The following is a 21,747-nucleotide window of genomic DNA, read 5'->3' as shown; positions in this document are numbered from 1 at the left end:
CGCCGGGCTAGTATCCTTTTGCATATCAGCCAGACTTCTGAATTCATATCTATTTGTAATTATTACGACAAATCCAAGGTTTAGAGTTTAGATCCGCGGTTTCAAGGACTGTTTTCATGGTCCAATCGGCACATTTTCGTGATTGGAAACTCGTTTGGGGCGCTCCCAGATAAGCCCTGTCCGAACGACGCGAATTCCTCCCAAGAACACGCCGCATGACGGACAGACATTGAAATTCGGAGTATGAAAATGAAAAAGATCGCTCTTGCTACTGCTGCTCTTCTGGTTGCCGCTGGTTCGGCTTTCGCGGGCAGTGACAACTTTGACGCTTACGCCGGCTCGAACCCGCAGGCGCTCGGTTCGACGGTCGACAGCGGCTACACCGCTTCGGTGAACAGCGGCTCGCACAATGCTAGCAACACCATCGTGAAGCCGGTTACCGAAGGCGCTCCGCGTCTCGGCGGCAACAGCTAATCACAGCTGAAGACATTCGTCGGCTATAGCCGGCGCAGAAAGCGGTGGGCTTGCCCGCCGCTTTCTTTATTTAACCCCCCTCCCAACAAAATCGCTTTTCCGCCAGGGGTCCTCTTGCCTCGAACATAGGCACTGGGCTTTGGCGTCCCGTCAACTTTTTCACGCGAAAAATGGCCTTTTCGTTCACCCAACCGAGACAATCCGTTCAGGATGTATTGAACAACGGTTCAGTATGTTTTTTGATACCAGTCTACCAGACTTCATCTAACCTATTGAAAAATAGGACTTATATGACGTCGCTGTGTCAGCAAAATAAAACTTCAAGAGCCATTTTTGCATGGCTGCTAAACATTCTCGTGATTGGAACCTTTTGAAGGGCATTCCCATTTCTGTGTGGTCCGAACGACGAGATTGCCTCCCAAGACACTACGCCGCTTGACGGACGGAAAAAGAAATTTGGAGTACGAAAATGAAGACCATTGCTCTTACTGCTGCTGCCCTGCTCGTTGCCGCCGGTTCCGCTTTTGCCAACGGTAGCGACCACTACGGCTCAAACTTCACCTATTCGAACGTCGACAGCTCCTACACCGCCTCGGTTAAGTCCGATGTGGCCAAGCATGACGCCGTTTCCACTGTGAAGCCGGTCACCGATGGCGCCCCGCGCCTGGGTGGCAACAGCTAATCATCACCAATAAACAAACTCACTGAATTTTTGGAGATACGAAAATGAAGACCATTGCTCTCATTGCCGCCGCCCTTCTGGTTGCTGCTGGCTCGGCTTTCGCCGGTAGCGATCACTACGGCTCGAACTTCACCTATTCGAACGTCGACAGCTCCTACACCGCTTCGATCAAGAACGGTTCGGCTTCTTCGCAGGAGACCGTGAAGACCACTACCGATGGTGCTCCGCGCCTCGGCGGCAACAGCTAATCTGACCGCCGGCGCGGGCCGGCATCCAGCTTCAAAAAGCGGTGGGCTTGCCCGCCGCTTTTTGTTACGCGACACGCCAAGTTTTCCGACTCCGTGAAATGTGTATCCAAGCCGTGTTCACCGCAGCTTGACAGTCCGTTCAGGAGCCTTCGGCGCGCCAAATATGCAGGGAAGTTTTTGTCTTCTTCTATGTATTTGAAAACAAACGATTTTCACCAGCTCTTATGTAGATCACGAAAAACTTCAAGAGGTAAACCGGGCCGGCAAAAAACATTCTTGTGATTGGAACCTTTGGCCGTCCATTTCCATTTCCGTCTTGTCCGAACGACGCGATTACCTCCCAAGCAATACGCCGCTGACGGACGGAAAAACCCGAACGTTGGAGTTTGAAAATGAAAACCCTTGCCCTTACTGCTGCTGCTCTTCTGGTTGCCTCTGGCACCGCTTTCGCAGGTAGCGACAACTTCGATCCTTACGCAGGCTCGAACCCCCATGCCACAACCGTCGACACAGGCCACACCGCCTCCATCGCTACGCACAGCGCTGCGCTGCAATGGCTGAACGGTGGCAACTCGACTTCTGCCGACAAAGCCGGTCAGACTGCCATCGACTACCGGGCCGATCACTTCGGCAACCGCTGACAGCAATCTTATTCCAAATAGCGAAGCGGCGGGCTTGCCCGCCGCTTTCGTTTTAGAGATTCGTCGTCACCCCCTGCCCCCGATCTGTAAAGATCTGCTCCTTACAAAACCGGTTGCATTAAGCAATCAGATATCTTATAAACTAGTTGCAAATCGCAATTGGTCTATGGGAGCTGGTGATGTCCAAACTGGTGGTTCGCGCATTCTCGATTTCGCAAGACGGTTACGGTGCTGGACCGAACCAGAGCCTCGAAAATCCGCTCGGCGAAAACGGTGAAAAGCTGCATGAGTGGTTTTTCGAAACGCATACATTCAAGACAATGCTCGGCCAGGAAGGCGGGCTGAAGGATGTCGACGAGGAGTTTGCCTCACGCAGTTTCGATAATCTTGGCGCCTGGATCCTTGGCCGCAATATGTTCGGCCCGGTGCGCGGCCCCTGGCCGGATGATAGCTGGAAGGGCTGGTGGGGTAACAACCCGCCCTATCATGTGCCGGTCTTCGTCCTCACCCACCATGCCCGCGCACCGATCACCATGGAAGGCGGCACGACATTCTATTTCGTCACTGGCGGCATTGAGGATGCGCTTGCCCAAGCCAGACAGGCCGCTGCGGGCAAGGATGTCCGGGTTGGCGGTGGCGTCGAAACGCTGAAGCAGTATCTCAAGGCACGGCTGGTTGATGATCTGCATCTGGCCGTCGCACCATTCCTGCTTGGTTCCGGCGAGAACCTGTTTTCAGATATCGACCTCGCAGCGCTTGGCTATCGCATCATCGACCAGGTACCGACGAAGAAAGCGGTACATCTGACCCTCGTGCGACAAGACGACTGACACCAGTTGCTTCTACTGCGACTAAAATGCCAAGAGGGCCCTGAGCGCCCTCTTGTTTGTCTGCCCTTCAAGACAGTTTTCTTCTGCCCGGTTCTAAGCAGCCTTTGCTGCGGCTTCGTAATGGGCGAAGGACCGGCCGTCGGCGTCGAAGATGTGCAAGTCTTCGGCACTGGCAGTGAGCTTCAGGCTGCTGCCACGCTGAACCTCGACATTGCCTGGCAGCTTGGCGGTCAGCGGCTGGTCGCCGCGACCGATGTCGATATAGACCAATTGCACTTCGCCGAGCTGTTCGATGTAGTCGACCTTGCCCTCGAACAGATAATCCGCACCTGTGGCGATAGAGAGGTCTTCCGGGCGCACGCCGAAGGAGATTGCAGCACCCTGCGCACTGGTTGGCGTTGCGATCGGCACCGAAGCCTTGCGTCCGCCGACATGGCTGACCGTGGTCGAAGTGCCGGACTTTTCCACCGTCGCCGGCAATATGTTCATGGCCGGCGAGCCTATGAACTGTGCCACGAACAGGTTGCCTGGGCGCTTGTAAAGCTCCATCGGCGTGCCGACCTGCTCGATATGCCCGTCCTTCAAGACAACGATGCGATCTGCCAGCGTCATCGCCTCGACCTGGTCGTGGGTGACATAGATCATGGTGGTGTTGGGCATCGATTCCTTCAGCTTGGCGATTTCGATGCGGGTGGCGACGCGCAGCGCGGCATCCAGGTTCGACAGCGGCTCGTCGAACAGGAACACTTTCGGATTGCGGACGATGGCGCGGCCGATGGCAACGCGCTGGCGCTGGCCGCCCGACATCGCCTTGGGCAGGCGGTCGAGATATTTGGTAAGCTGCAGGATCTCGGCAGCCTGTTTGACGCGTCGGTCGATCTCTTCCTTTTTCTCGCCGGCGATCTTCATGCCGAAGGCCATGTTGTCGTAGACGGTCATGTGGGGATAGAGCGCATAGGACTGGAAGACCATAGCGATGCCGCGCTTCGACGGCGGCACATCATTCACCCGTTCGCCGTCGATATTGAGATCGCCCGAAGTGATTTCCTCGAGGCCGGCGATGGAGCGCAGCAGGGTCGACTTACCGCAGCCGGATGGGCCGACAAACACAATGAATTCGCCCGATGTGATATCGAGATCGATACCGTGAAGAATGTGGATGTTGCCGTACGACTTCTTCACCTGCCTGAGGGTCAGCTCGGCCATTGTTTCCTCCCTTGTTCTATCGGCTCAAGCGAGACGCCCGAACCAGGCTCCATAACCGCCAAGACGAAGCTTGCCGGTCCCCGACTGCGATGAAAAACCATGTCCTGGCAAAGGTTGCAAGGCGGGCTCGTCACCGAGGTCGACCTCGGTGATGCTGCTGCCAAGGTTGAAGGCGCAGACAATGCGCTCATTGCCCTCCTGCCGCGAAAAGACGACGATATCGTCCTGCGCGTGCATGAATTCGATATCGCCCTTCACCAGCGCCGGATGGGCCCGGCGGAAGGCGAGGAAACGCCGATAGTGCTCAAGCAGCGACGCGTCGTCGCCCTCCTGCACATTAACCGCCCTTGCCAGATGTTCACCCGGGACCGGCAGCCATGGCTTGGCGTCTGAGAACCCGCCATTCGGCGACGCCGCTTCCCACACCATCGGCGTACGGCAGCCGTCACGCCCCTTGAATTCCGGCCAGAAGCGAATGCCATACGGGTCCTGCAGATCTTCGAATGCGAGATTGGCTTCGCGCAGGCCGAGTTCTTCGCCTTGATAGATGCAGGCAGAGCCACGCAGCGACAGAAGCAGCGCCGAAACTACCTTGAGATAGGCAACCGGGTCGGCTTCGTTGGCAGCCCAGCGCGAGGCATGACGCACCACGTCGTGGTTGGAGAAAGCCCAGCAGGACCAGCCATCGCTGGCAACGCGATCGAAGGCTTCCAGCACAGCTCGCACTTTGGCCGCGCTGATCTTTTCGGGCGCCAGGAAATCGAAAGAGTAACACATATGCACACGCTTGCCGCCGGCTGTATAGGCGGCGACGACCTCCAGCCCGCGCTGGGAATCGCCCACTTCGCCAACGGCCGCAGCGGCGGGATACTCGTCCAGCAGCGCACGGAAACGTTCGAGGAAGCCGAGATTTTCCGGCCGGCTCTTGTCGTAGATGTGGTCCTGGTAGTTGTAAGGGTTCACGGACGGCGCAGTCTGGTCGTTGCGTTCTTCCGGCGGCAGTGCCGGATTGTCTTCCAGACCTTCGCTGTGGAAGTAAAAATTGATGGTGTCGAGACGGAAACCATCGACACCGCGCTCTAGCCAGAAACGCGTTATGTCGAGCAGCGCGTCCTGGACCTGCCGATTGTGGAAATTCAGGTCCGGCTGCTCGGAGAGGAAATTGTGCATGTAATATTGCTGGCGGCGGGTATCCCACTGCCAGGCCGAGCCGCCGAAGATCGACAGCCAGTTGTTGGGCGGCGTGCCATCCGGCCGCGCGTCGGCCCAGACATACCAGTCGGCCTTCGGATTGTTGCGGCTGGAGCGGCTTTCGGCGAACCATGGATGAATGTCGGCGGTGTGCGACAGCACTTCGTCGATCATCACCTTGAGGCCGAGACGATGCGCCTCGGCCACCAGCGCATCGAAATCCGCCAGCGAGCCGAACATCGGATCGACGTCGCAATAATCGCTGACGTCGTAGCCGAAGTCCTTCATCGGTGACTTGAAGAAGGGGGATATCCAGATGGCATCGACGCCGAGCGAAGCGATGTAGCCAAGACGGGAGGTGATGCCCTTGAGATCGCCGATACCGTCGCCGTTCGTGTCCTGATAGGAGCGCGGGTAGATCTGATAGATCACCGCCCCGCGCCACCAGTCGCGATCGACCGACGGCATCGCTGCCCCGGCCTTGCGATGTATCGCCTCCTTCACCATCAACCTCCTTTGACCGAACCTGCCAGCAGGCCACGCACGAAGTAGCGCTGCAATGAGAAGAACACGATCAGCGGCAGAATGATCGTGATGAAAGCGGATGTCGTCAGGATATCCCAGTCGCCGCCGCGCGACCCTAGCAAAGCGTTGAGTTTGCCTGTCAGCACCAGTTCGTTGGCACCGGTCCCCAGGAAAACCATCGCAACCAGAAGATCGTTCCATACCCACAGGAACTGGAAGATGGCGAAGGATGCGAGCACCGGGAAAGACAGCGGCAACACGATCTTCATGAAGATCTCGAAATCGCTGGCGCCGTCGATGCGGGCCGACTCCATGATCTCGCGCGGAAGGCCGGCGATGTAGCTCCTGAGCAGGTAGATGGCGAAAGGCAGGCCGAAGCCGGTATGCGCCAGCCAGATGCCGAGATAGGTCTTGGAGGGAACGCCGAACAGGTTGCCGACACCATTGTACATCTCAAGCAGCGGGATAAGCGCCATCTGCAACGGCACGACCAACAGACCAATGATGACGGCGATCAGCAGCGCCCGCCCCGGAAACCGCATCCAGGCCAGGGCATAGGCGGCGAAGGCGGCGATCATGATCGGTATGATCGTGGCAGGAATGGTCACCGTAAGCGAATTCAGGAAAGAACGACCGACGCCCTCGGAAGTGAGCACGTTGCCGTAGTTTTCGGTGGTGAAGCGTGGCGGGACGGTCGAGGAAAAATAGACGCGCTGGCCGCGCGATCCCTCGAATTTCTTGATGGAGGACTGCACATAGCTGCCATCGGCGTTGATCTGCAGTGTCTCGCCATCACCAAGGTCGGCGACGGTGCCGACCTCGAACTTGGTCGGCTCCTGCGCGCGCGCACCAAAGGCCGAGACCTGGGTGCCGCCCGGATTTTCGAAGACGTTGCCCTCGATGACGAACTTGCCGTCCTTCTCGACCTGCTTGTCGGGCCCGGCCAGGCGCACCTGCTGCACCTGCGTGGAACTGAAGAAGGAGGCCCACCAGCCCGAGCCGACGATCTGGTCCTTGTCACGCAGGGATGTGACCAGAATGCCAAGTGTCGGGATCGTCCAGACGATCACAAAAAGCAGAGCCGCAATGTGGACTGCCCATTTGCCGAAGGAAGACCTGCCGGCAGATTTACCGCTTGCGTGCGCCATCTCACAAGCCCTCCCGGTTTGCCTGACGGATGTTCCAGATCATGATGGGCAGGACGGCAATCATGATGATAACCGCGATGGTCGCTCCCTTGCCGAAGTCGCCGCCGCCCCGGAACATCCAGTCGAACATCAAATTGGCAAGCACCTGGCTGTTCCACTGGCCGTTGGTCATGGTCAGCACGATGTCGAAGACCTTGAGCACCAGGATTGTGATGGTCGTCCACACCACGATGATCGTGCCCCATATCTGCGGGATCATGATCTTCCAGAATATCTGGAAAGGGTTCGCGCCATCGATGACGGCTGCCTCGATGGTCTCCTCGGGGATGCCGCGCAACGCCGAGGACAGGATGACCATGGCGAAGCCGGTCTGGATCCAGATCAGGATGACCATCAGGAAGAAGTTGTTCCAGAACGGCATCGAGATCCAAACCTGGGGATCGCCGCCGAGCCACTGGACAAGCGCGTTGAGCGCGCCGATCTGCACCTGCCCCTCGCCGCGATATTCGTAGATGAACTTCCAGATCACGCTGGCGCCGACAAAGGAGATGGCGAGCGGGAGGAAGATCAGAGATTTTGCGATGGTGCCCCACCAGATCTTGTCGGTGAGGACGGCAATAACCAGGCCGAGGAACGTACAGGCGGCTGGGACGACCAGAAGCCAGAGCAGATTGTTGAAAATCGAGTTGCGGAACTGCCCGTCGCCGAAGGCCCACTGGTAGTTCGCGAGCCCGACGAAACCGTGGCCGGACTTGTCCTGGAAGGAGGTGATGACGGTGCTGATGACCGGATAGATGAGGTAGACGACAAGAAGGATCAGCGCTGGTCCGATGAACAGCCAGGGTCGGATCAGGCCCTGCCGGCGCAGATTGTCGATAGCCGCCTGTCCGCTGACGCCGCGAGAAGGAAAGATGAGATCGACGACTTTGTTCGCACCCCAGAAATAAGCGACACAGCCGCCGACGCCGATAAGAATGACAAGAATGGCCGAAAAGATCTGTGCCGCCATGGGTTTCCTCCCCTCGCTACGGATCTATGCCTGCACTGCCATGAACTTCCGATGGAGCTTCATTCGGACCTGAAGTTGACGGCAGACTCCAACCCGGCAGCGGGCGCCGTCCGGATAATTCCCCCAAAAGCCTCCGGGTTCCCCAAGCCGATCCGGGGCCACTTTGCCCGGACCGGCATGCCTTGGGAGGCCGCATTCCTGGATTTCTTACTTGATACCGTCCCAGCTTTTCTGGATATCGGCCGCGACCGCATCAGGCGCCTTGCCGCCCACCATGTCGATCATGCCCGTCCAGAACGAACCGGCGCCGATCTTGCCGGGCATAAGATCCGATCCGTCGAAACCGAACGTCGAGGCGTTGAGCAGTACCTCGCCTTCGCGCCGCAGGATGTCGTTGGCATAGGCTTCCGGCTTCGTCGTCTTCAAAGCAGACAGGAAGCCTGATTGCGCCATCCAGATTTCATGCGACAGCGGCATCTTCAAGAACTCGATGAAGGCGCGTGCCGCTTTAGAGTCTTTTGTGACCATCGCGAAAGTGCCTGCGCCCAGCACCGGCTTGCCGAGGTCGGCGTGGGACGCCATCGGCGGCAGGTAGAAGAAGTCGGCATCCTCACCGAGTTTCTTGCCTTCCGGGAAGAAGGACGGGATGAACGAGGCCATGCGGTGCATGTAGCATTTCGGCGGCACACTGAAGAGGCCCTTGGGTGAATCGCGGAAGTCGGTCGCTGCCACCGCTGCGGTACCGCCATCGACCATTTTTGGATTCTGCACGATGTCGTTGAAGATCTTCAGCGCATTCACGACCTGCGGATCGGTGAACGGAACCTCGTTCTTGGTCCACTTGACGTAGACGTCGGGCTTGACCGTGCGCAACATGATATCTTCGACCCAGTCGGTCGCGGGCCAGCCGGTGGCGCCGCCCGAGCCGAGGCCGATACACCATGGCACCCCGCCGTCGGCGATGATCTGGTCAGACAATTTCATCATGTCTTCCCAGGTCTCGGGAACCTTGTAGTCGTTCTCCTCGAAATTCTCCGGGACATACCAGACCATCGATTTCAGGTCCTGCTTCCAGGGATACGCGAAGAATTTCGCGTTGCCGTCCTTGTCCTTGTAGGTGCCGAGATCCACCCAGCTCTGGCCCGCGCCGTAATTGTCCTTCACATAGGCTGCAGTGGCATCGTCCAGCGGCGTCAGCATGCCTTTCGACGCGAGATCCTGGATGAGACCCGGCTGCGGAAGAATGGCGATGTTCGGCGGACTGCCTGCCTGCGTGTCGATAACGATCTGCTGTTCGTAATTTTCCGAGGAGGAATAATTGATGGTCGCCCCGGTCGCCTCACGGAAATAATCCAAAACCGATTGGAATTGCGTCTCGTCCGGACCGCGCCACGGGCCAAAGACGGTCAGGGTCTCGCCCTTGAGATCCATTTTCTTCAAATCTTCGTAATTGGCCCAGTTGAATTTGGACTCCTCGCCGGGCTTGAACTTCAGATCGGCGGCCTGTGCAGGCACAGCCAGGGCCAGCGCAGCAAACGCCGTGCCCAGCAACAAAAGCTTCTTCATCTGCAATCCTCCCTCTGGATCGGATACCGGCGGAACCTCCATTCCGCCGCCGACATCACCTGACTGTGCCCGAGCGCGGAAGTGTCTGCAACCTTCCGAAACCGGCATTCAAAGCGCTTTGGCTTCGCATATCTCGCCATCGAATTCGCAAAGAGTCAAGGGCGGGCCTAATTAATCGATTTAAATGAATGAAACACGGCGTGAAAATCGCAACGCAGCATGCTTTTTCGGCGCTGCAGCAGCAAATTCGCTTCAAAGTCGCATCACTTGCACCTAATGTAGTTCTTTCAAGAAGCTTGGCGACCAAGGGAAAGAGGGCCTCCAAGCGCTTTGGGAGACTGAATTGAATCTCAAGCAGCTCTCGCACATGCTGCAACTTTCTCAGACCACGGTAAGCCGCGCGCTGAACGGTTATCCCGAAGTCAATGAGGAAACGCGCCGGCGTGTCGTCGATGCCGCCAAGCGCCACGGCTATCGTCCCAATCCTTCCGCGCGCCGGCTGGCCACCGGCAAAACCGGCATGATCGGCTATGTGCTGCCGACCGGCTCGGCAGTCGACATCGATCCGCATTTCGTCGAGTTCCTGTCCGGACTGGGGGACTATGCTCGCGCGCATGAACTCGACCTCGTATTGTCGCCCGCCGACGCGGAGGAACAGGAGACCACCTACCGACGTATCGTTGCCAACAAGCAGGTGGATGCCGTTTATGTTTCCTCGCCCCGCCCGCAGGATAGCCGCGTCGCCTTGCTCGACACGCTCGGCCTGCCCTTCCTGGTGCACGGGCGCAGCGACGGCTTCGATTTCGACTATCCCTATCTCGACATAGACAATGAAGGCGCCTTTCAAGAAGCAACACGGCTGATGATCCAACTCGGTCATAGGCGTATCGCGCTGATCAACGGCGACGAAAGAGAGACCTTTGCCATCCATCGCGAGCGCGGCGTACGGCGCGCGCTGGCAGGCAACGGGCTTGCCTTGCCCGACGACCAGGTTTCCTCGACCGTCATGACGGAGGAGAACGGATATCGGGCAGCGAGGCGTGTTCTGGAGGGCAGCAGCGCCCCGACGGCGATCCTTTGCTCCAGCCTGATCATGGCGCTGGGCGTGGTGCGCGCCGTTCGCGAACTCGGCCTCACCATACCAGGCGACCTGTCGCTGATTGCCCATGACGACGTCTTTTCCTGGCTCAAGCCCGAGAACTTCTCTGTTCCGCTGTCGACCACCCGCTCCTCGATCCGTGCCGCCGGTGCCAGAGTGGCGGAGCGGCTGATTGCGCGGTTATCAGGCCTGGAGGATGGTGCACGCGGTGAAGTGTGGCCCGTCGACCTGGTTGTCAGAGCCTCGATCGCCGGCGCTCCGGCGGGATCGTGACTCCGAACGCCTCTAGCGGCCGGGAGCCGGCCAAATATCCGCCGGGAGCGACACCGTCCGTATACCTGCGGCGAACGCTTGCAGGCCACTTGCCATTCCTTGTGACGCAACCACCTGTTTACGGCTTATGACAAGGCCGTTGGCGGTAAGATTCCGTCGAGAGAACAGCGTTCGGAACCAGGGCTTGCGCGCGCCGCGAGCCGGTGAAAACCGCGCCGGCTTGCCGGAGTGTGCGATATGGTCGGCGACCACGTCTGCCCAGCCTTCGACAAGCCTCGCCCCCGGCTCCAAAACCAGCACCCAATCCCCCTTGGCTGCAGTGATGCCGGCGCCTATCCCTCCCGCCGTCAGATAGCGGCAGCCGGCGTGCTCGGCCACCTTGGCGGTCTGGTCGGTCGAGCCCAGATCGCACACGATCACTTCGCGCACCATGCCTTCGACGACGCCCCCGACGAGCGAAGCCAGAGTGCGCGCCAATCCCTCTTCGTCATTCCGCGTTTCGATCAGGACGCTCAGCATTCCTGCCGAATAGCGGAAAGCGGCGACGGACACCAGCCTTCTTCGCACAGCGTAAGTTCTTGCTTTGTTCTAAGAATGCGGATAGGAATAATTTCATGAGGACAGCGATTCGACGCCCCGCAGAAAGCCCCTGGGAAAGAGCCAAGATGGAACAGGTTGTGCGTGCCGACATTGCCGCTTTCGGAGCAGGACGGGCCGAGATGGCGAACGCCATCATGGAGCAGAGCGGCATGCGCGTGCGTCCAGAACGCAACCGCGGCCGATCGGCGGGCATCAATCCGTCCGGCCGTTTCGAGCCGGTCAGCCGCCATGTCTTCGACGACGGCTGGGAATCGCTGGAAGAGCTGCCACCGTTCAAGACGGAAGTGCAGGTGGAAAAACCGCGCACCATCATCACGCGCAACGAGTCTCCCGACATCTCCTTCGACCGCTCGATCAATCCCTACCGCGGTTGCGAGCATGGCTGCGTCTATTGCTTTGCAAGGCCCACCCACGCTTTCATGGGCCTTTCGGCCGGGCTCGACTTCGAAGCCAAGCTGTTTGCGAAGCCCGATGCGGCGCGCCTGCTCGACAAGGAGTTGTCGAAGGAAGGCTATCAACCTCGCACCATCGCGATCGGCACAAACACCGATCCTTACCAGCCGATAGAGCGGCAATACCGCATCATGCGCGAGATCCTCGAAGTGCTGGAAGCGCGCGGACACCCCGTCGGGATCGTCACCAAGTCAGCGCTGGTGACGCGTGACATCGACATCCTGTCGCGCATGGCCGAGCGCGGTCTGGCAAAGGTCGCGCTATCCGTGACGACGATGGACCGCATGCTCGCCCGCACCATGGAGCCACGCGCCTCGACACCGACCAAGCGGCTGGAGGCGATCCGGCAACTGTCGGATGCCGGCATTCCGGCTTCCGTGATGGTGGCGCCGATCGTTCCCGGCCTCACCGATCCCGAGATCGAGCGCATCCTCGATTCCGCCTATGCGGCCGGAGCACGGGAAGCCGGTTACGTGGTGCTGCGCCTGCCTTTGGAAGTCAGCCCAATCTTCAAGGATTGGCTGCTGCGTCACTATCCCGATCGCTACCGACACGTGATGTCTCTGATCCGATCGATGCGTGACGGTAAGGATTATGATTCCGAATGGGGTAAGCGCATGAAAGGTGCCGGCCCCTATGCCTGGCAGATCGGCAGGCGCTTCGAGATCGCAGCAAAGCGGCTGGGCCTCAATCTCGAGCGGCGGCAATTGAGGACGGACCAGTTCGTTCCGGCCGCACGCCCCTTCGAGCAGTTGACGCTGCTGTAGCCCCCAGCCAGGCTAGTCCTGCCTGGGCAACAGATCCCGTCCGGCCCTGTCCCCCGGCCGTCTGACGGTGCCCTCCGCCAGTTACCCCGACTGGCCTGAGGGCTTGCGGAGAATCGGGACTGGTGCGAGTTTTCGCCGTATTATGGCTCGCATGCGTCCCGATTCTCCGCTCTTGTTTGAAATCGTCGAAAAGCCGGACTTCTCGATCGAGAAGAAGGCTATCGCGCAAGGCCTCTGGCCCGTCGCCGGCATGGACGAGGCGGGGCGTGGCCCCCTCGCAGGCCCCGTTGTTGCCGCCGCGGTGGTGCTCAATCCCAAGGATATCCCCGAGGGGCTTGACGATTCCAAACGGCTGACCTTGGCGCAACGCGAGGCGCTGTTCGAGGTGATCCTGGCCAAGGCCCAGGCAATCGGCATGGCCTCGATCTGTGCCGAAGGCATAGACGGCTCCAATATCCTGCGGGCGAGTCTCGAGGCGATGTGCCGGGCGCTCAACGGGCTTTCGGTACGACCAAAACTCGCGCTGGCCGATGGCCGCGACATTCCACCAGGTTTGCCTTGCGAAGGGCGGGCCCTGATCAAAGGCGATCAGCGCTCGCAATCAATCGCTGCCGCCTCGATCGTAGCCAAGGTCATGCGGGACCGCATGATGGCTGGCTGCGGCCGACGTCACGAGCATTATGGCTTCGAAGTGCATATGGGCTATGCGACGGCACGCCACCGCTCTGCCATTGCGACGCACGGCCCCCTGCAACGCCTGCACCGGGTCTCATTTGCGCCATTTCGCCTGGACGCGTGACGGTCGAGGACTGAAGGGCATTGATCGACGGGCACCCTTGGTGCGACCTTCGAGGCTCGCCATCTCATTTTTTGGCATCCGTCCAACGACGTGCCCGACGAGACATAAAGAAAAGCCACCGGGTTTCCCCGGCGGCTTTTCAAATCAATAACACCTTACAAACTCAATTGAGCTTCGATTTCACGTCCTGCAGCGAGGTCTTGAAGAGATCCGCGGCGGCCTTGGCGTCAACCTTGCCGGCGAGAACGGTGCGGGCAGCTTCAACCGCCAGGTCAACCGCGCTGGCACGAACCTCGGCAATCGCTTCACGCTCAGCCTGACCGATCTTCTGCTCAGCCACCGCCGTGCGGCGCGAGACATAATCCTCGGTCTTCTTGTGGGCTTCCTCGGCGAAGGCCTTGGCTTCACGCTTGGCGGCCTCCACGATTTCGGCGGCTTCCTTCTCGGCTTCCTTGCGCTTCTTCTGATATTCAGCCAGCAGCGCCTGGGCTTCTTCACGCAGCTTGCGGGCTTCTTCCAGTTCGGAGCGGATCTTGTCGGCGCGAGAATCCAGCGACTTGGCCAGCGTACCCGGAACCTTGAGGTAGATCATGGCACCGAGCAGGATGAACAGCGAAATCGTTGCCCAGACTGTCGCGAGAGATGTGGCGTCCATGACGTGTCTCCTCAGCGAGCGGCTTTGACAGCGGCAGCCACTTCGGCCTTGTCGGCCTTGCCGACGAGACTTTCGAGAATGGCGGAGGCGGTCGTCTCGGCGATCGAGCCGACATCCTTCATGGCGCTTGTCTTGATAGCGGTGATGCGCTCTTCGGCTTCGGCCAGCTTCTTCTCGAGGCCAGCTTCGACGCTCTTACGAGCCGTCTCAGCTTCCGCCTTTGCTTCGTCGCGGGACTTCTGGCCAATGGTGTTGGCGTTGGCCTTGGCCTCAGCCAGCTCCTGCTCGTAAGCAGCAACCGCGGCATCCGCCTCGCTCTTCAGCTTGGCAGCCTGATCGAGATCCTGGGCGATGCGATTGGAGCGCACTTCAAGGATGCCGCCAAGACGCGGCATCACGACCTTCTTCAGGAAGATGTAGAACAGGCCAAATGTAATCACCAGCCAGAACAGCTGCGAGGAGAAGGTGGCTGGATCGAAAGGCGGGAAGGTATTTCCGCCATGGCCGCCTTCGGCTGGCACTTCGGTTCCGGCGTGCGTCTCGCCTTGCGCGGCATGGTCGCCGGCAGCGGCAGGCGCGGCCTCTTCAGCATAAGCTGGTGTCACGAACATCTCGTGGTTCCTGTCATTCTGGCCTAGAAATCATGCCGGCAACGGAGCATCCCGGCCGGCTGGCCTGAAAATCAGGCCGGCAGCCGAAAAAGCCGCCGGCCCGGCATCAGGTTTGTATCAGCCGAACAGCGCCAGCAGAGCGATGAGCAGCGAGAAGATGCCCAGAGCTTCCGTCACGGCGAAGCCGAAAATCAGGCGGCCGAACTGGCCGTCAGCAGCCGACGGGTTACGCAGAGCGCCAGCCAGGTAGCTGCCGAAGATATTGCCGAGGCCGATGCCTGCGCCGCCCATGCCGAGGCAAGCGATACCAGCACCGATGAACTTTGCGGCTTCAGCGTCCATTTCAATTAACTCCTTGATGAATCTGGATTGCTTGGATTGGCCGGCGGGTTACGCCGGGTATTCGCTAGTGTCCGCCCGGATGGACGGCATCGTTGAGATACATGCAGGTCAGCACCGCGAAGACGTAAGCCTGCAGGAAAGCGACCAGGATTTCGAGCGCGGTAATGGCGACCGTCATGATCAGCGGCAGCACCGCGCCGGCAATGCCGACAGCCCCCATGGAGGTCAGTGTCACCACGAAGCCGGCAAAGACCTTCAGCGTGATGTGACCGGCCAGCATGTTGGCGAAAAGACGAACCGACAAGCTGATCGGGCGCGAGAGGAACGAGATGACCTCGATCGCGACCACCAGCGGCAACAGCACAGCCGGCACGCCGCTCGGCACGAACAGCTTCAAGAAGCCGAGGCCGTGCTTGTAGAAGCCGTACAGGATCACCGTGCAGATGACCAAGGCCGCGAGCGCGAAGGTGACGATGATGTGGGTTGTGACCGTAAAGAAGTAAGGGAACAGGCCGAGCAGGTTCGCGGTCAGCACGAACATGAACAGCGAGAACACCAGCGGAAAGAACTTCATGCCGTGCGAGCCGGCGGAATCGCGCAGCATCGAGGCGACGAATTCGTAGGACATTTCCGAAACCGACTGCAGACGGGTCGGGATCAGCGCGCGACCGGAGGTGGTCAGGAGAAGGAAACCCGACGCCAGCACCACGGTGACGACCATGAACAGCGCGGAATTGGTGAAGGAAACATCATAGCCGCCGATATTCAGCGGAATGATGTTGTTGATGTGGAACTGATGGATCGGATCGACCTTGTCAGCTGCTGCCACTTTCTAACCCTCTCGAAAGCCATTTCAGGCTTTTTGCGTTCATTCCGGCTTCGATACGAGGCCGCACTTCATTTCTTCGGTTCGTTCGGACCTTTAGTGCCCTGCCCGAACTCAGCGACAGCCCCCGCAGAACGCAGCACATTCAATATGCCGGCTCCGAACCCGAGCAGCAAGCCAACGATCAACCCCCAGGGCGATGAACCCGCCAGACGATCGACCATCCAGCCAAGCCCTGTGCCGACGGCTATGCCGGCAATGAACTCGCTCGACAGCTTGAAAGCCTGACCATACCCGCTGGTACGGCCGGCATTCGCCGCTTCTTCCCCCTGGCCCCTGTCCGTGCGCCTTGTCGCAAGACCTGCTTCAAGCGCGCGCCGGCGGCGCTCAAGATCGTCGTCGTGAAAGCCCGGCTTGTTATCGCCGCCTGTCCGTCCGGTTCCGTCTGGCCTGTTCTTGTCGGCCATCGCAACCTCCCTGCCCGGCCAAAACGTCGCCGTTCGCCCGCTTTCAAGTCGCGGGCAACATAGTTAGAGGCCTTCCGCCCGTCAAGCCGAGGGGGAAGCTTTGTCGGCAAGTATTTTCCGTTGAAAAATCAGCTAGTTAAGCAAGTGCGACATCGTGCCCGGCATGAAGTGGACAGGCAAGGGAGAGAATCTACCCCCTCGACAGGCGGAACTCGGGCTTGCGCCGGTCAGCTCCAGCCACCGCCATAGGTGCGATAGAAGATGTGCAGGCCGATCCTCGTCATCTTCTTCATCGCCCGCGCCCAACCAGGGCTGACATAGGCGGCATAATAGTGCGTCGAGGAGCCGACTTCGGGCAGGAAGATCTTGCCTGCGGTGACCGCCATGCCGATTTCCTGCGCGATCTTGTAGTTCTGCGGTTCCGTGATGCGTTTGCGACGACCGTCGCAGGCGAAGGAAAACTGACAGCGATTCAGCCAGTCGTCATTCTGGTAGACGACGCCACAGATTGACTTCGGATAGGCGGGATTGCGCACGCGGTTCAGGATAACCTGGGCGACGGCCGCCTGCCCCCGCAGCGATTCGCTGCGTGCTTCGAAATAGATGCCGTTGGCGAGGCACTTCTGCTCCGCCTTGGAGAAGACCGATGCTGGCAGCGGGGTCTGCATCCAGGCATGATCGCCTTTACCCAGCGGCGGAATGAACCGGCCACCACTCGGCTTTTCGTCCTGCAGCAAGACCTCGAAAGGCGACGCCTTTGCATAATCCGGCTCCGCGGGCGCATAGGCAGTGGCAAGGATATCGGCTTTGTCGTTGGTGACGAGGCTCGCCAACATCGACGACACGCCATCGTCCTTCTTCTTTTCCTCACGCAGATGGAAGGCGGATGCGATCTGGACTTCCTTGCCCTTGATGTCCGGCTTGGCAAAAGCGAGCTTCAGGCCGCTATCCAGGCTTGGACGAAGCAGCGACGACGTGCGCTGGAAAATCGACCCGGCGGAAAAGTTCTTCGGCGGCGCGACTGGCGCGATCTTGACGATCCGGCCTTTCTTGTCGGCGCGCTGAATGCGAGCTTCGTCGGAGACCTGTCCTGTCTTTGCGACCTTGCCGCTGAAGGCGACCGTGCCAACACCAGGCAGACTGACGCCGGAACCTGCGAGTGATCCGGTTATCGCATCCTTGTCGACGAAGGGCAGTTCGGCGGCATGAATGGAACCGGCGGCAGCCTTCTGCACGTAGGCGTTCCACCGGGCATTGGAGGATCCGAGACCTGAAATCAGGCTGGTCATGTCCGAATAGGCGACAGTTGTCGGAAAGCCGACCCAAATACCCAGGCCAACGGCGAGTGTCGGCAGGAGAGAATGTTTACGGTCACCGGCGGCGGCGAGAAGCCGCTTTGCGAATCGTCGATGCACGGAACTCTCCAGGACGCTGATCAAACCCACTGGAAGCAAAATGAAGCATTAACCTTGATGGTCGGTTAACGACCCGGCGCACAGCTGTCTAAAAGCGAGACTTCTCTCCTGTGCGATGCCTCAACCCTGAGGTTCGGGTTTGAGCAGGATTGGCCAGGCAACCAGCGCGCATGCCGCGGCAGCCATCCAGATGCCGACCCACGATGTTGCCGCAAGAAGATGAGGGATCGACAACGGCACCAGGAAGAAACCGACAAAGACCAGTGTGTTGGCAAGCCCAAGCGCACTCCCCGCACGTTGGGCGCCGGCCAGCGTAGCGATTTCGGCATAGGCAACGCCATGCCATGAGGAAACGCTGATGCCGGCAAACACCAGCATGAAGACAAGAGCGACCGGAAGCGCCGTGCTCCCGACCGGCGCAATGCCCGAGAGCGTGACAAGCAGCGCCAGAACCGCAAATGAAATCCCGCTCAACAGGGCACAGAAACGCAGGTAGGCGCGGCGGTTGCGATGGCGGTCGGTCCAGCGCCCGCTCCAGACACGCATCACCATCGCCCCGATCTGCACGGCGGCCAGGGCCGCACTGGTGATCAGTGTGCCGATGCCGGCGAAGTCATGCAGGAAGACCGTGGTGAAGGTCAGCACCGCCACCTGTGGAAAGCAAAGAATTCCGATGGCGATTGCGAGGCGCCAGATGGCGACACTACGCAATGGGCCGGCGCCTGCCTTGACGGCCGACAATACCGGCCTCGCGGCCCGATGCGATTGCGGCTCATGCAGCCAAAGCCAGGTGAAGAACGAGCAGACCGCGGCAGTCACCCCTAAGACCGCGTAGACTGCCGCGAAGCCAAGTCCTTCAGCGAGCGACGGCAACACCAGGGCGCCGAGACCGCCACCGAGCGGGATGGCGGTCTGGCGGATGCTCATGGCGAGGCCACGCTCTCCTTCGTCGAACCAGGCCATGATCGCCCGGCCGCTGGAGCCGTTGACGCTGCCGCCGAGCAAGCCGACGACAAGCAGGTTGGCGGCAAGGAAAAGAACAGTCGGGGTGCCGGCCTGCGACGGCACGAGCAAAACGAGCATCATTGCAAGCCAAACCACCAGCGAGCCAAGCCCGGCCAGCAGGACGCGGCGATCGCCCCAGCGATCGGTGAGCAAACCCCAGGGCAGTTCGCTGAGAGCGACACCAAGGCCAAGACAGCCCAGCACCAGTCCAAGGTTGGAATTGGAAAGGTGATAATCGGCTCGCATCGTCACGGCCGTGCTTGGCAGGCCGGCGAAGATCATCGAGAAGCAGGCATTGGCGGCGACCCCGACTCCCAGCACCTTCCAGCGATGGCCGGCAGCGAACCGCGGTGCGGCAGCGTCGGCAGAAGCATTTTCCAGGGCGCAGGCTCCTGTTTGCGGCGAGAGGCGGCCCAACATTTCTGATGACATTTCCGGCGTCCTTGTTTCGAGCCGCTCAAGGCAGCCTTGACGAAACTTGACTACACCCATAGCTTCATTCGGAAAATCAGGAAGTTTTTGATTATCAATCCTGAAAATCAGGACTAAAATGAACCGCACCACCTTTGATCTCGACGCGTTGCGCAGTTTCGTCACCGGCATGGAACTCGGCAGCTTCGCCAAGGCCTCGGAGCGCCTGGGCCGCTCAACCTCGGCGGTCAGTGCCCAGTTGAAGAAGCTCGAGGATCAGGCGGGCACCGCGATCTTCCGCAAGGCCGGACGCGGGCTGGCGCTTACGGAAGCGGGCGAATCCATGCTCGGTTACGCACGCCGCCTCATCGACCTCAACGATGAGGCGGCATCTGCCGTGCGTGACGTCGAGTTGGAGGGCTGGGTGCGGCTCGGCCTGCAGGAGGATTTCGGCGAGACGGTGCTGCCGCAGGTATTGGGCCGCTTTGCACGCGCCCATCCCAAGGTAAAGATCGAAGCCCGGATCACACGCAGCCAGGAACTGGCCGAGCGCGTTGCGACAGGCAGCCTCGATCTGGCGCTGGCGTGGGACAATGGCGCGGCGCTCCCCAACAGCAGGCCGATCGCCGATGTGCAGTTGCGCTGGGTCGGGCCAATCAAGTTCGACATGTCTGACTGGCGCGGCTCGCCGTTGCCTCTGGTGTCGCTGGAGGCGCCGTGCCTGTTGCGCACGATCGCGACAGAAAGGCTCGACCGTGCCGACCGCGCGTGGCGGCTGGCTTTTTCCAGCCCGAGTCTTGCCGGCATCTGGGCTGCAGTGGCTGCCGGACTCGGCCTGACCATCCGCACCGACATCGGCCTGCCGCCCACGGTGGCGGCGCTGCCGCCGGAAGCTTCGGGATTGCCCGCTCTGCCCAAACTCGGCTTGCGACTGCATCGGAAGGACGCGGAGGGTGATCCCGTCACACAGCGGCTGGCCGACATCCTGCTGCAGGCTGCGCGAACGGCGCTGCCCGGCGATCAAAACCAGGCACGCCTTCGCACCGTCGCCTAGCCAGTGTTCAGCTTTTCTTCCTGGCGCGTCCAGCGAACGGATTGTCCGACGTGCGCAGCGCCATGCGGATCGGCACGCCCGGCATGTCGAAGGACTCGCGCAAGCTGTTAACCAGGTAGCGCACATAGGATTGCGGCAAGGCATCCGGCCGCGAGCACGAGACGACAAAACCCGGCGGACGCGTCTTGGCCTGCGTCACATATTTGATCTTGAGCCGGCGGCCGGCGACGGCGGGCGGCGGATGATGCGCCAGGATGCCCTCCAGCCAGCGGTTCAGCTTGCCTGTCGAGACGCGGCTGTTCCAGACTTTGTGGGTGCGCACGACGGCATCCATCAGCTTGTCGAGACCGCGCCCGGTCTCGGCTGAAACCGTAACGGCCTGGATGCCACGCGCCTGCGGCAACAGCCGCTCCGTCTTCTCGCGCAGATCCGCCAGCACTTCCTGCGGGTGATCGATCAGATCCCACTTGTTGAAGGCAATGACGGGCGCCCTGCCCTCGCGGATGATCAGGTCGGCAATCTGCAGATCCTGCTTCTCGAAGGGGATCGTCGCATCGAGGACGATGATGACGACTTCCGCGAAACGCATCGCGCGCAGGCCATCGGTGACAGACAGCTTCTCGAGCTTTTCCTGAACCTTGGCCTTGCGGCGCATGCCGGCAGTATCGAAAAGCTTGATCTGGCGGCCGCGCCAATCCCAATCGACCGAGATGGAATCGCGAGTGATGCCGGCTTCCGGACCTGTCAACAGACGCTCCTCACCAATCAGTGCATTGATGAGGGTCGACTTGCCGGCATTGGGTCGCCCGACCACGGCAATGCGAAGCGGCTTCGCCTCGTCGTAAGCCGGCACGTCCTCAGCGTCCGGATCGGCGATATCTTCGCCGATCAGCACTTCGGAGATGGCAATCTCGTCGTCGGCTTCGTCATCTTCGCCGAACACCCGTTCCTCGCCGAGAGCCGCGATGACGGCGTCGCGCAGATCCGGCATCCCCTGGCCGTGTTCAGCTGAAATCGGCACGGGTTCACCGAGGCCAAGCTCCCAGGCTTCCAGCATGCCGCCCTGGGCGCCGCGCGCTTCGGCCTTGTTGGCGACCAGAACCACCGGCTTGCCGGAGCGGCGCACGACTTCGGCGAAGGTGCGATCGTCCGGCATCAGGCCGGCCTTGGCATCCATCAGGAAGAAGATGAGGTCGGCTTCGCGGATGGCGATCTCGGTTTGCTGGCGCATGCGGCCAGGCAGTGTCGATGCCGGCGCGTCCTCGAAACCCGCCGTGTCGATCACATCGAAGACAATGTCGTAGAGTTTGGCCGGATGAATGCGGCGGTCGCGAGTAACCCCAGGCGTATCATCGACAAGAGCCAGCTTCCGACCGGCGAGGCGGTTGAAAAGCGTGGACTTGCCGACGTTAGGCCGGCCGATGATGGCGACTTTGAAGCTCATTGCCCA

General features: G+C 60.2%; 23 protein-coding genes. 9 read left to right on the top strand and 14 right to left on the bottom strand.

What is annotated here, in order from left to right; all coding sequences use genetic code 11:
* Positions 1–249 precede the first annotated feature (249 nt).
* The 5 genes from L4923_RS14600 (at position 250) to L4923_RS14580 (ending at position 2,875) form a co-directional block, all read left to right on the top strand.
* Positions 250–474: a DUF680 domain-containing protein gene (locus tag L4923_RS14600; RefSeq protein ID WP_239366232.1), complete on the top strand. Its 225-nt coding sequence runs from the start codon at positions 250–252 to the stop codon at positions 472–474.
* A 469-nt stretch (positions 475–943) separates the two neighbouring features.
* Entirely contained in the window at positions 944–1,156 is a 213-nt protein-coding gene (locus tag L4923_RS14595) for a DUF680 domain-containing protein (protein ID WP_239366230.1), read from the top strand.
* A gap of 44 nt (positions 1,157–1,200) precedes the next feature.
* Complete coding sequence (locus L4923_RS14590; protein WP_239366228.1) at positions 1,201–1,404, top strand: DUF680 domain-containing protein; 204 nt, start codon at positions 1,201–1,203, stop codon at positions 1,402–1,404.
* Between the two features lie 392 nt (positions 1,405–1,796).
* Entirely contained in the window at positions 1,797–2,045 is a 249-nt protein-coding gene (locus tag L4923_RS14585) for a DUF680 domain-containing protein (RefSeq protein ID WP_239366226.1), read from the top strand.
* A gap of 179 nt (positions 2,046–2,224) precedes the next feature.
* On the top strand, positions 2,225–2,875 hold the full coding sequence (locus L4923_RS14580) for a dihydrofolate reductase family protein (RefSeq protein ID WP_239366224.1): 651 nt from the start codon (positions 2,225–2,227) through the stop codon (positions 2,873–2,875).
* A 93-nt stretch (positions 2,876–2,968) separates the two neighbouring features.
* On the opposite strand, the gene L4923_RS14575 is transcribed toward L4923_RS14580, so the two are convergent.
* The 5 genes from L4923_RS14575 to L4923_RS14555 all read right to left on the bottom strand — a co-directional run bounded on the left by L4923_RS14575 (position 2,969) and on the right by L4923_RS14555 (position 9,520).
* Positions 2,969–4,081 carry an ABC transporter ATP-binding protein gene (locus L4923_RS14575; protein ID WP_239366222.1) on the bottom strand — a complete coding sequence of 371 codons (1,113 nt, stop codon included), beginning with the start codon at positions 4,079–4,081 and terminating at the stop codon, positions 2,969–2,971.
* Positions 4,082–4,105: 24 nt separating this feature from the next.
* Entirely contained in the window at positions 4,106–5,740 is a 1,635-nt protein-coding gene (gene bglA / locus L4923_RS14570; RefSeq protein WP_239366271.1) for a beta-galactosidase BglA, read from the bottom strand.
* A 38-nt stretch (positions 5,741–5,778) separates the two neighbouring features.
* The gene (locus L4923_RS14565; protein ID WP_239366220.1) at positions 5,779–6,945 is read right to left on the bottom strand and encodes a carbohydrate ABC transporter permease; all 1,167 of its coding nucleotides are present in this window, start codon (positions 6,943–6,945) and stop codon (positions 5,779–5,781) included.
* A 1-nt stretch (position 6,946) separates the two neighbouring features.
* Positions 6,947–7,954, bottom strand: a complete 1,008-nt coding sequence (locus tag L4923_RS14560) for a carbohydrate ABC transporter permease (protein WP_239366218.1) — start codon at positions 7,952–7,954, stop codon at positions 6,947–6,949.
* A gap of 207 nt (positions 7,955–8,161) precedes the next feature.
* The gene (locus tag L4923_RS14555) at positions 8,162–9,520 is read right to left on the bottom strand and encodes an ABC transporter substrate-binding protein (protein WP_239366216.1); all 1,359 of its coding nucleotides are present in this window, start codon (positions 9,518–9,520) and stop codon (positions 8,162–8,164) included.
* Positions 9,521–9,863: 343 nt separating this feature from the next.
* On the opposite strand from L4923_RS14555, the gene L4923_RS14550 reads away from it, so the two are divergent.
* Positions 9,864–10,892: a substrate-binding domain-containing protein gene (locus tag L4923_RS14550; RefSeq protein WP_239366215.1), complete on the top strand. Its 1,029-nt coding sequence runs from the start codon at positions 9,864–9,866 to the stop codon at positions 10,890–10,892.
* A 12-nt stretch (positions 10,893–10,904) separates the two neighbouring features.
* Here the strand turns inward: L4923_RS14550 and L4923_RS14545 are convergent, their stop codons facing one another.
* Complete coding sequence (locus L4923_RS14545) at positions 10,905–11,444, bottom strand: glycosyltransferase (RefSeq protein WP_343303295.1); 540 nt, start codon at positions 11,442–11,444, stop codon at positions 10,905–10,907.
* A 113-nt stretch (positions 11,445–11,557) separates the two neighbouring features.
* Here L4923_RS14545 and L4923_RS14540 point away from each other — a divergent pair, with 113 nt between their 5' ends.
* Both L4923_RS14540 and L4923_RS14535 read left to right on the top strand, forming a co-directional pair.
* Positions 11,558–12,712, top strand: a complete 1,155-nt coding sequence (locus tag L4923_RS14540) for a PA0069 family radical SAM protein (RefSeq protein ID WP_239366269.1) — start codon at positions 11,558–11,560, stop codon at positions 12,710–12,712.
* Between the two features lie 142 nt (positions 12,713–12,854).
* Entirely contained in the window at positions 12,855–13,511 is a 657-nt protein-coding gene (locus L4923_RS14535; RefSeq protein WP_239366213.1) for a ribonuclease HII, read from the top strand.
* 163 nt (positions 13,512–13,674) lie between these two features.
* Here the strand turns inward: L4923_RS14535 and L4923_RS14530 are convergent, their stop codons facing one another.
* The 7 genes from L4923_RS14530 to L4923_RS14500 all read right to left on the bottom strand — a co-directional run bounded on the left by L4923_RS14530 (position 13,675) and on the right by L4923_RS14500 (position 19,264).
* Positions 13,675–14,166, bottom strand: a complete 492-nt coding sequence (locus L4923_RS14530; protein ID WP_239366211.1) for a F0F1 ATP synthase subunit B — start codon at positions 14,164–14,166, stop codon at positions 13,675–13,677.
* 11 nt (positions 14,167–14,177) lie between these two features.
* On the bottom strand, positions 14,178–14,777 hold the full coding sequence (locus L4923_RS14525; protein WP_239366209.1) for a F0F1 ATP synthase subunit B: 600 nt from the start codon (positions 14,775–14,777) through the stop codon (positions 14,178–14,180).
* A gap of 117 nt (positions 14,778–14,894) precedes the next feature.
* Positions 14,895–15,119, bottom strand: coding sequence for a F0F1 ATP synthase subunit C (locus tag L4923_RS14520; protein ID WP_127855287.1), 225 nt, complete (start codon positions 15,117–15,119; stop codon positions 14,895–14,897).
* Positions 15,120–15,183: 64 nt separating this feature from the next.
* Positions 15,184–15,948 (bottom strand): F0F1 ATP synthase subunit A, encoded by a 765-nt coding sequence (locus tag L4923_RS14515; protein WP_239366207.1) that lies wholly within the window; start codon positions 15,946–15,948, stop codon positions 15,184–15,186.
* A gap of 68 nt (positions 15,949–16,016) precedes the next feature.
* Positions 16,017–16,412 (bottom strand): AtpZ/AtpI family protein, encoded by a 396-nt coding sequence (locus L4923_RS14510; RefSeq protein ID WP_239366205.1) that lies wholly within the window; start codon positions 16,410–16,412, stop codon positions 16,017–16,019.
* 227 nt (positions 16,413–16,639) lie between these two features.
* A complete protein-coding gene (locus L4923_RS14505) occupies positions 16,640–17,827 on the bottom strand; it encodes a cell wall hydrolase (protein ID WP_239366203.1) in 1,188 nt (395 codons plus the stop codon).
* 120 nt (positions 17,828–17,947) lie between these two features.
* Positions 17,948–19,264, bottom strand: coding sequence for an MFS transporter (locus L4923_RS14500; RefSeq protein ID WP_239366201.1), 1,317 nt, complete (start codon positions 19,262–19,264; stop codon positions 17,948–17,950).
* Between the two features lie 118 nt (positions 19,265–19,382).
* Between L4923_RS14500 and L4923_RS14495 the strand changes: the two genes are divergently transcribed.
* Positions 19,383–20,297 (top strand): LysR substrate-binding domain-containing protein, encoded by a 915-nt coding sequence (locus L4923_RS14495; protein WP_239366198.1) that lies wholly within the window; start codon positions 19,383–19,385, stop codon positions 20,295–20,297.
* Between the two features lie 7 nt (positions 20,298–20,304).
* Here the strand turns inward: L4923_RS14495 and der are convergent, their stop codons facing one another.
* A complete protein-coding gene (gene der / locus L4923_RS14490; protein ID WP_239366196.1) occupies positions 20,305–21,741 on the bottom strand; it encodes a ribosome biogenesis GTPase Der in 1,437 nt (478 codons plus the stop codon).
* Between the last annotated feature and the right edge of the window lie 6 nt (positions 21,742–21,747).

The organism is Terribium retamae (genome assembly GCF_022347545.1).
Lineage (GTDB): Bacteria > Pseudomonadota > Alphaproteobacteria > Rhizobiales > Rhizobiaceae > Mesorhizobium > Mesorhizobium retamae.
Note: the sequence above shows the minus strand (reverse complement) of the source record. Positions and strands in the feature narration are given on the sequence as shown.

Excerpts from the sequence above, each read along its gene's own strand:
- L4923_RS14565 (WP_239366220.1), bottom strand. The coding sequence starts at position 6,945 with ATGGCGCACGCAAGCGGTAAATCTGCCGGCAGGTCTTCCTTCGGCAAA.
- L4923_RS14595 (WP_239366230.1), top strand. The coding sequence starts at position 944 with ATGAAGACCATTGCTCTTACTGCTGCTGCCCTGCTCGTTGCCGCCGGT.
- der (WP_239366196.1), bottom strand. The coding sequence starts at position 21,741 with ATGAGCTTCAAAGTCGCCATCATCGGCCGGCCTAACGTCGGCAAGTCC.
- bglA (WP_239366271.1), bottom strand. The coding sequence starts at position 5,740 with ATGCCGTCGGTCGATCGCGACTGGTGGCGCGGGGCGGTGATCTATCAG.
- L4923_RS14500 (WP_239366201.1), bottom strand. The coding sequence starts at position 19,264 with ATGTCATCAGAAATGTTGGGCCGCCTCTCGCCGCAAACAGGAGCCTGC.
- L4923_RS14600 (WP_239366232.1), top strand. The coding sequence starts at position 250 with ATGAAAAAGATCGCTCTTGCTACTGCTGCTCTTCTGGTTGCCGCTGGT.
- L4923_RS14530 (WP_239366211.1), bottom strand. The coding sequence starts at position 14,166 with ATGGACGCCACATCTCTCGCGACAGTCTGGGCAACGATTTCGCTGTTC.
- L4923_RS14525 (WP_239366209.1), bottom strand. The coding sequence starts at position 14,777 with ATGTTCGTGACACCAGCTTATGCTGAAGAGGCCGCGCCTGCCGCTGCC.
- L4923_RS14585 (WP_239366226.1), top strand. The coding sequence starts at position 1,797 with ATGAAAACCCTTGCCCTTACTGCTGCTGCTCTTCTGGTTGCCTCTGGC.
- L4923_RS14495 (WP_239366198.1), top strand. The coding sequence starts at position 19,383 with ATGAACCGCACCACCTTTGATCTCGACGCGTTGCGCAGTTTCGTCACC.
- L4923_RS14535 (WP_239366213.1), top strand. The coding sequence starts at position 12,855 with ATGGCTCGCATGCGTCCCGATTCTCCGCTCTTGTTTGAAATCGTCGAA.
- L4923_RS14540 (WP_239366269.1), top strand. The coding sequence starts at position 11,558 with ATGGAACAGGTTGTGCGTGCCGACATTGCCGCTTTCGGAGCAGGACGG.
- L4923_RS14555 (WP_239366216.1), bottom strand. The coding sequence starts at position 9,520 with ATGAAGAAGCTTTTGTTGCTGGGCACGGCGTTTGCTGCGCTGGCCCTG.
- L4923_RS14590 (WP_239366228.1), top strand. The coding sequence starts at position 1,201 with ATGAAGACCATTGCTCTCATTGCCGCCGCCCTTCTGGTTGCTGCTGGC.
- L4923_RS14520 (WP_127855287.1), bottom strand. The coding sequence starts at position 15,119 with ATGGACGCTGAAGCCGCAAAGTTCATCGGTGCTGGTATCGCTTGCCTC.
- L4923_RS14510 (WP_239366205.1), bottom strand. The coding sequence starts at position 16,412 with ATGGCCGACAAGAACAGGCCAGACGGAACCGGACGGACAGGCGGCGAT.
- L4923_RS14580 (WP_239366224.1), top strand. The coding sequence starts at position 2,225 with ATGTCCAAACTGGTGGTTCGCGCATTCTCGATTTCGCAAGACGGTTAC.
- L4923_RS14575 (WP_239366222.1), bottom strand. The coding sequence starts at position 4,081 with ATGGCCGAGCTGACCCTCAGGCAGGTGAAGAAGTCGTACGGCAACATC.
- L4923_RS14560 (WP_239366218.1), bottom strand. The coding sequence starts at position 7,954 with ATGGCGGCACAGATCTTTTCGGCCATTCTTGTCATTCTTATCGGCGTC.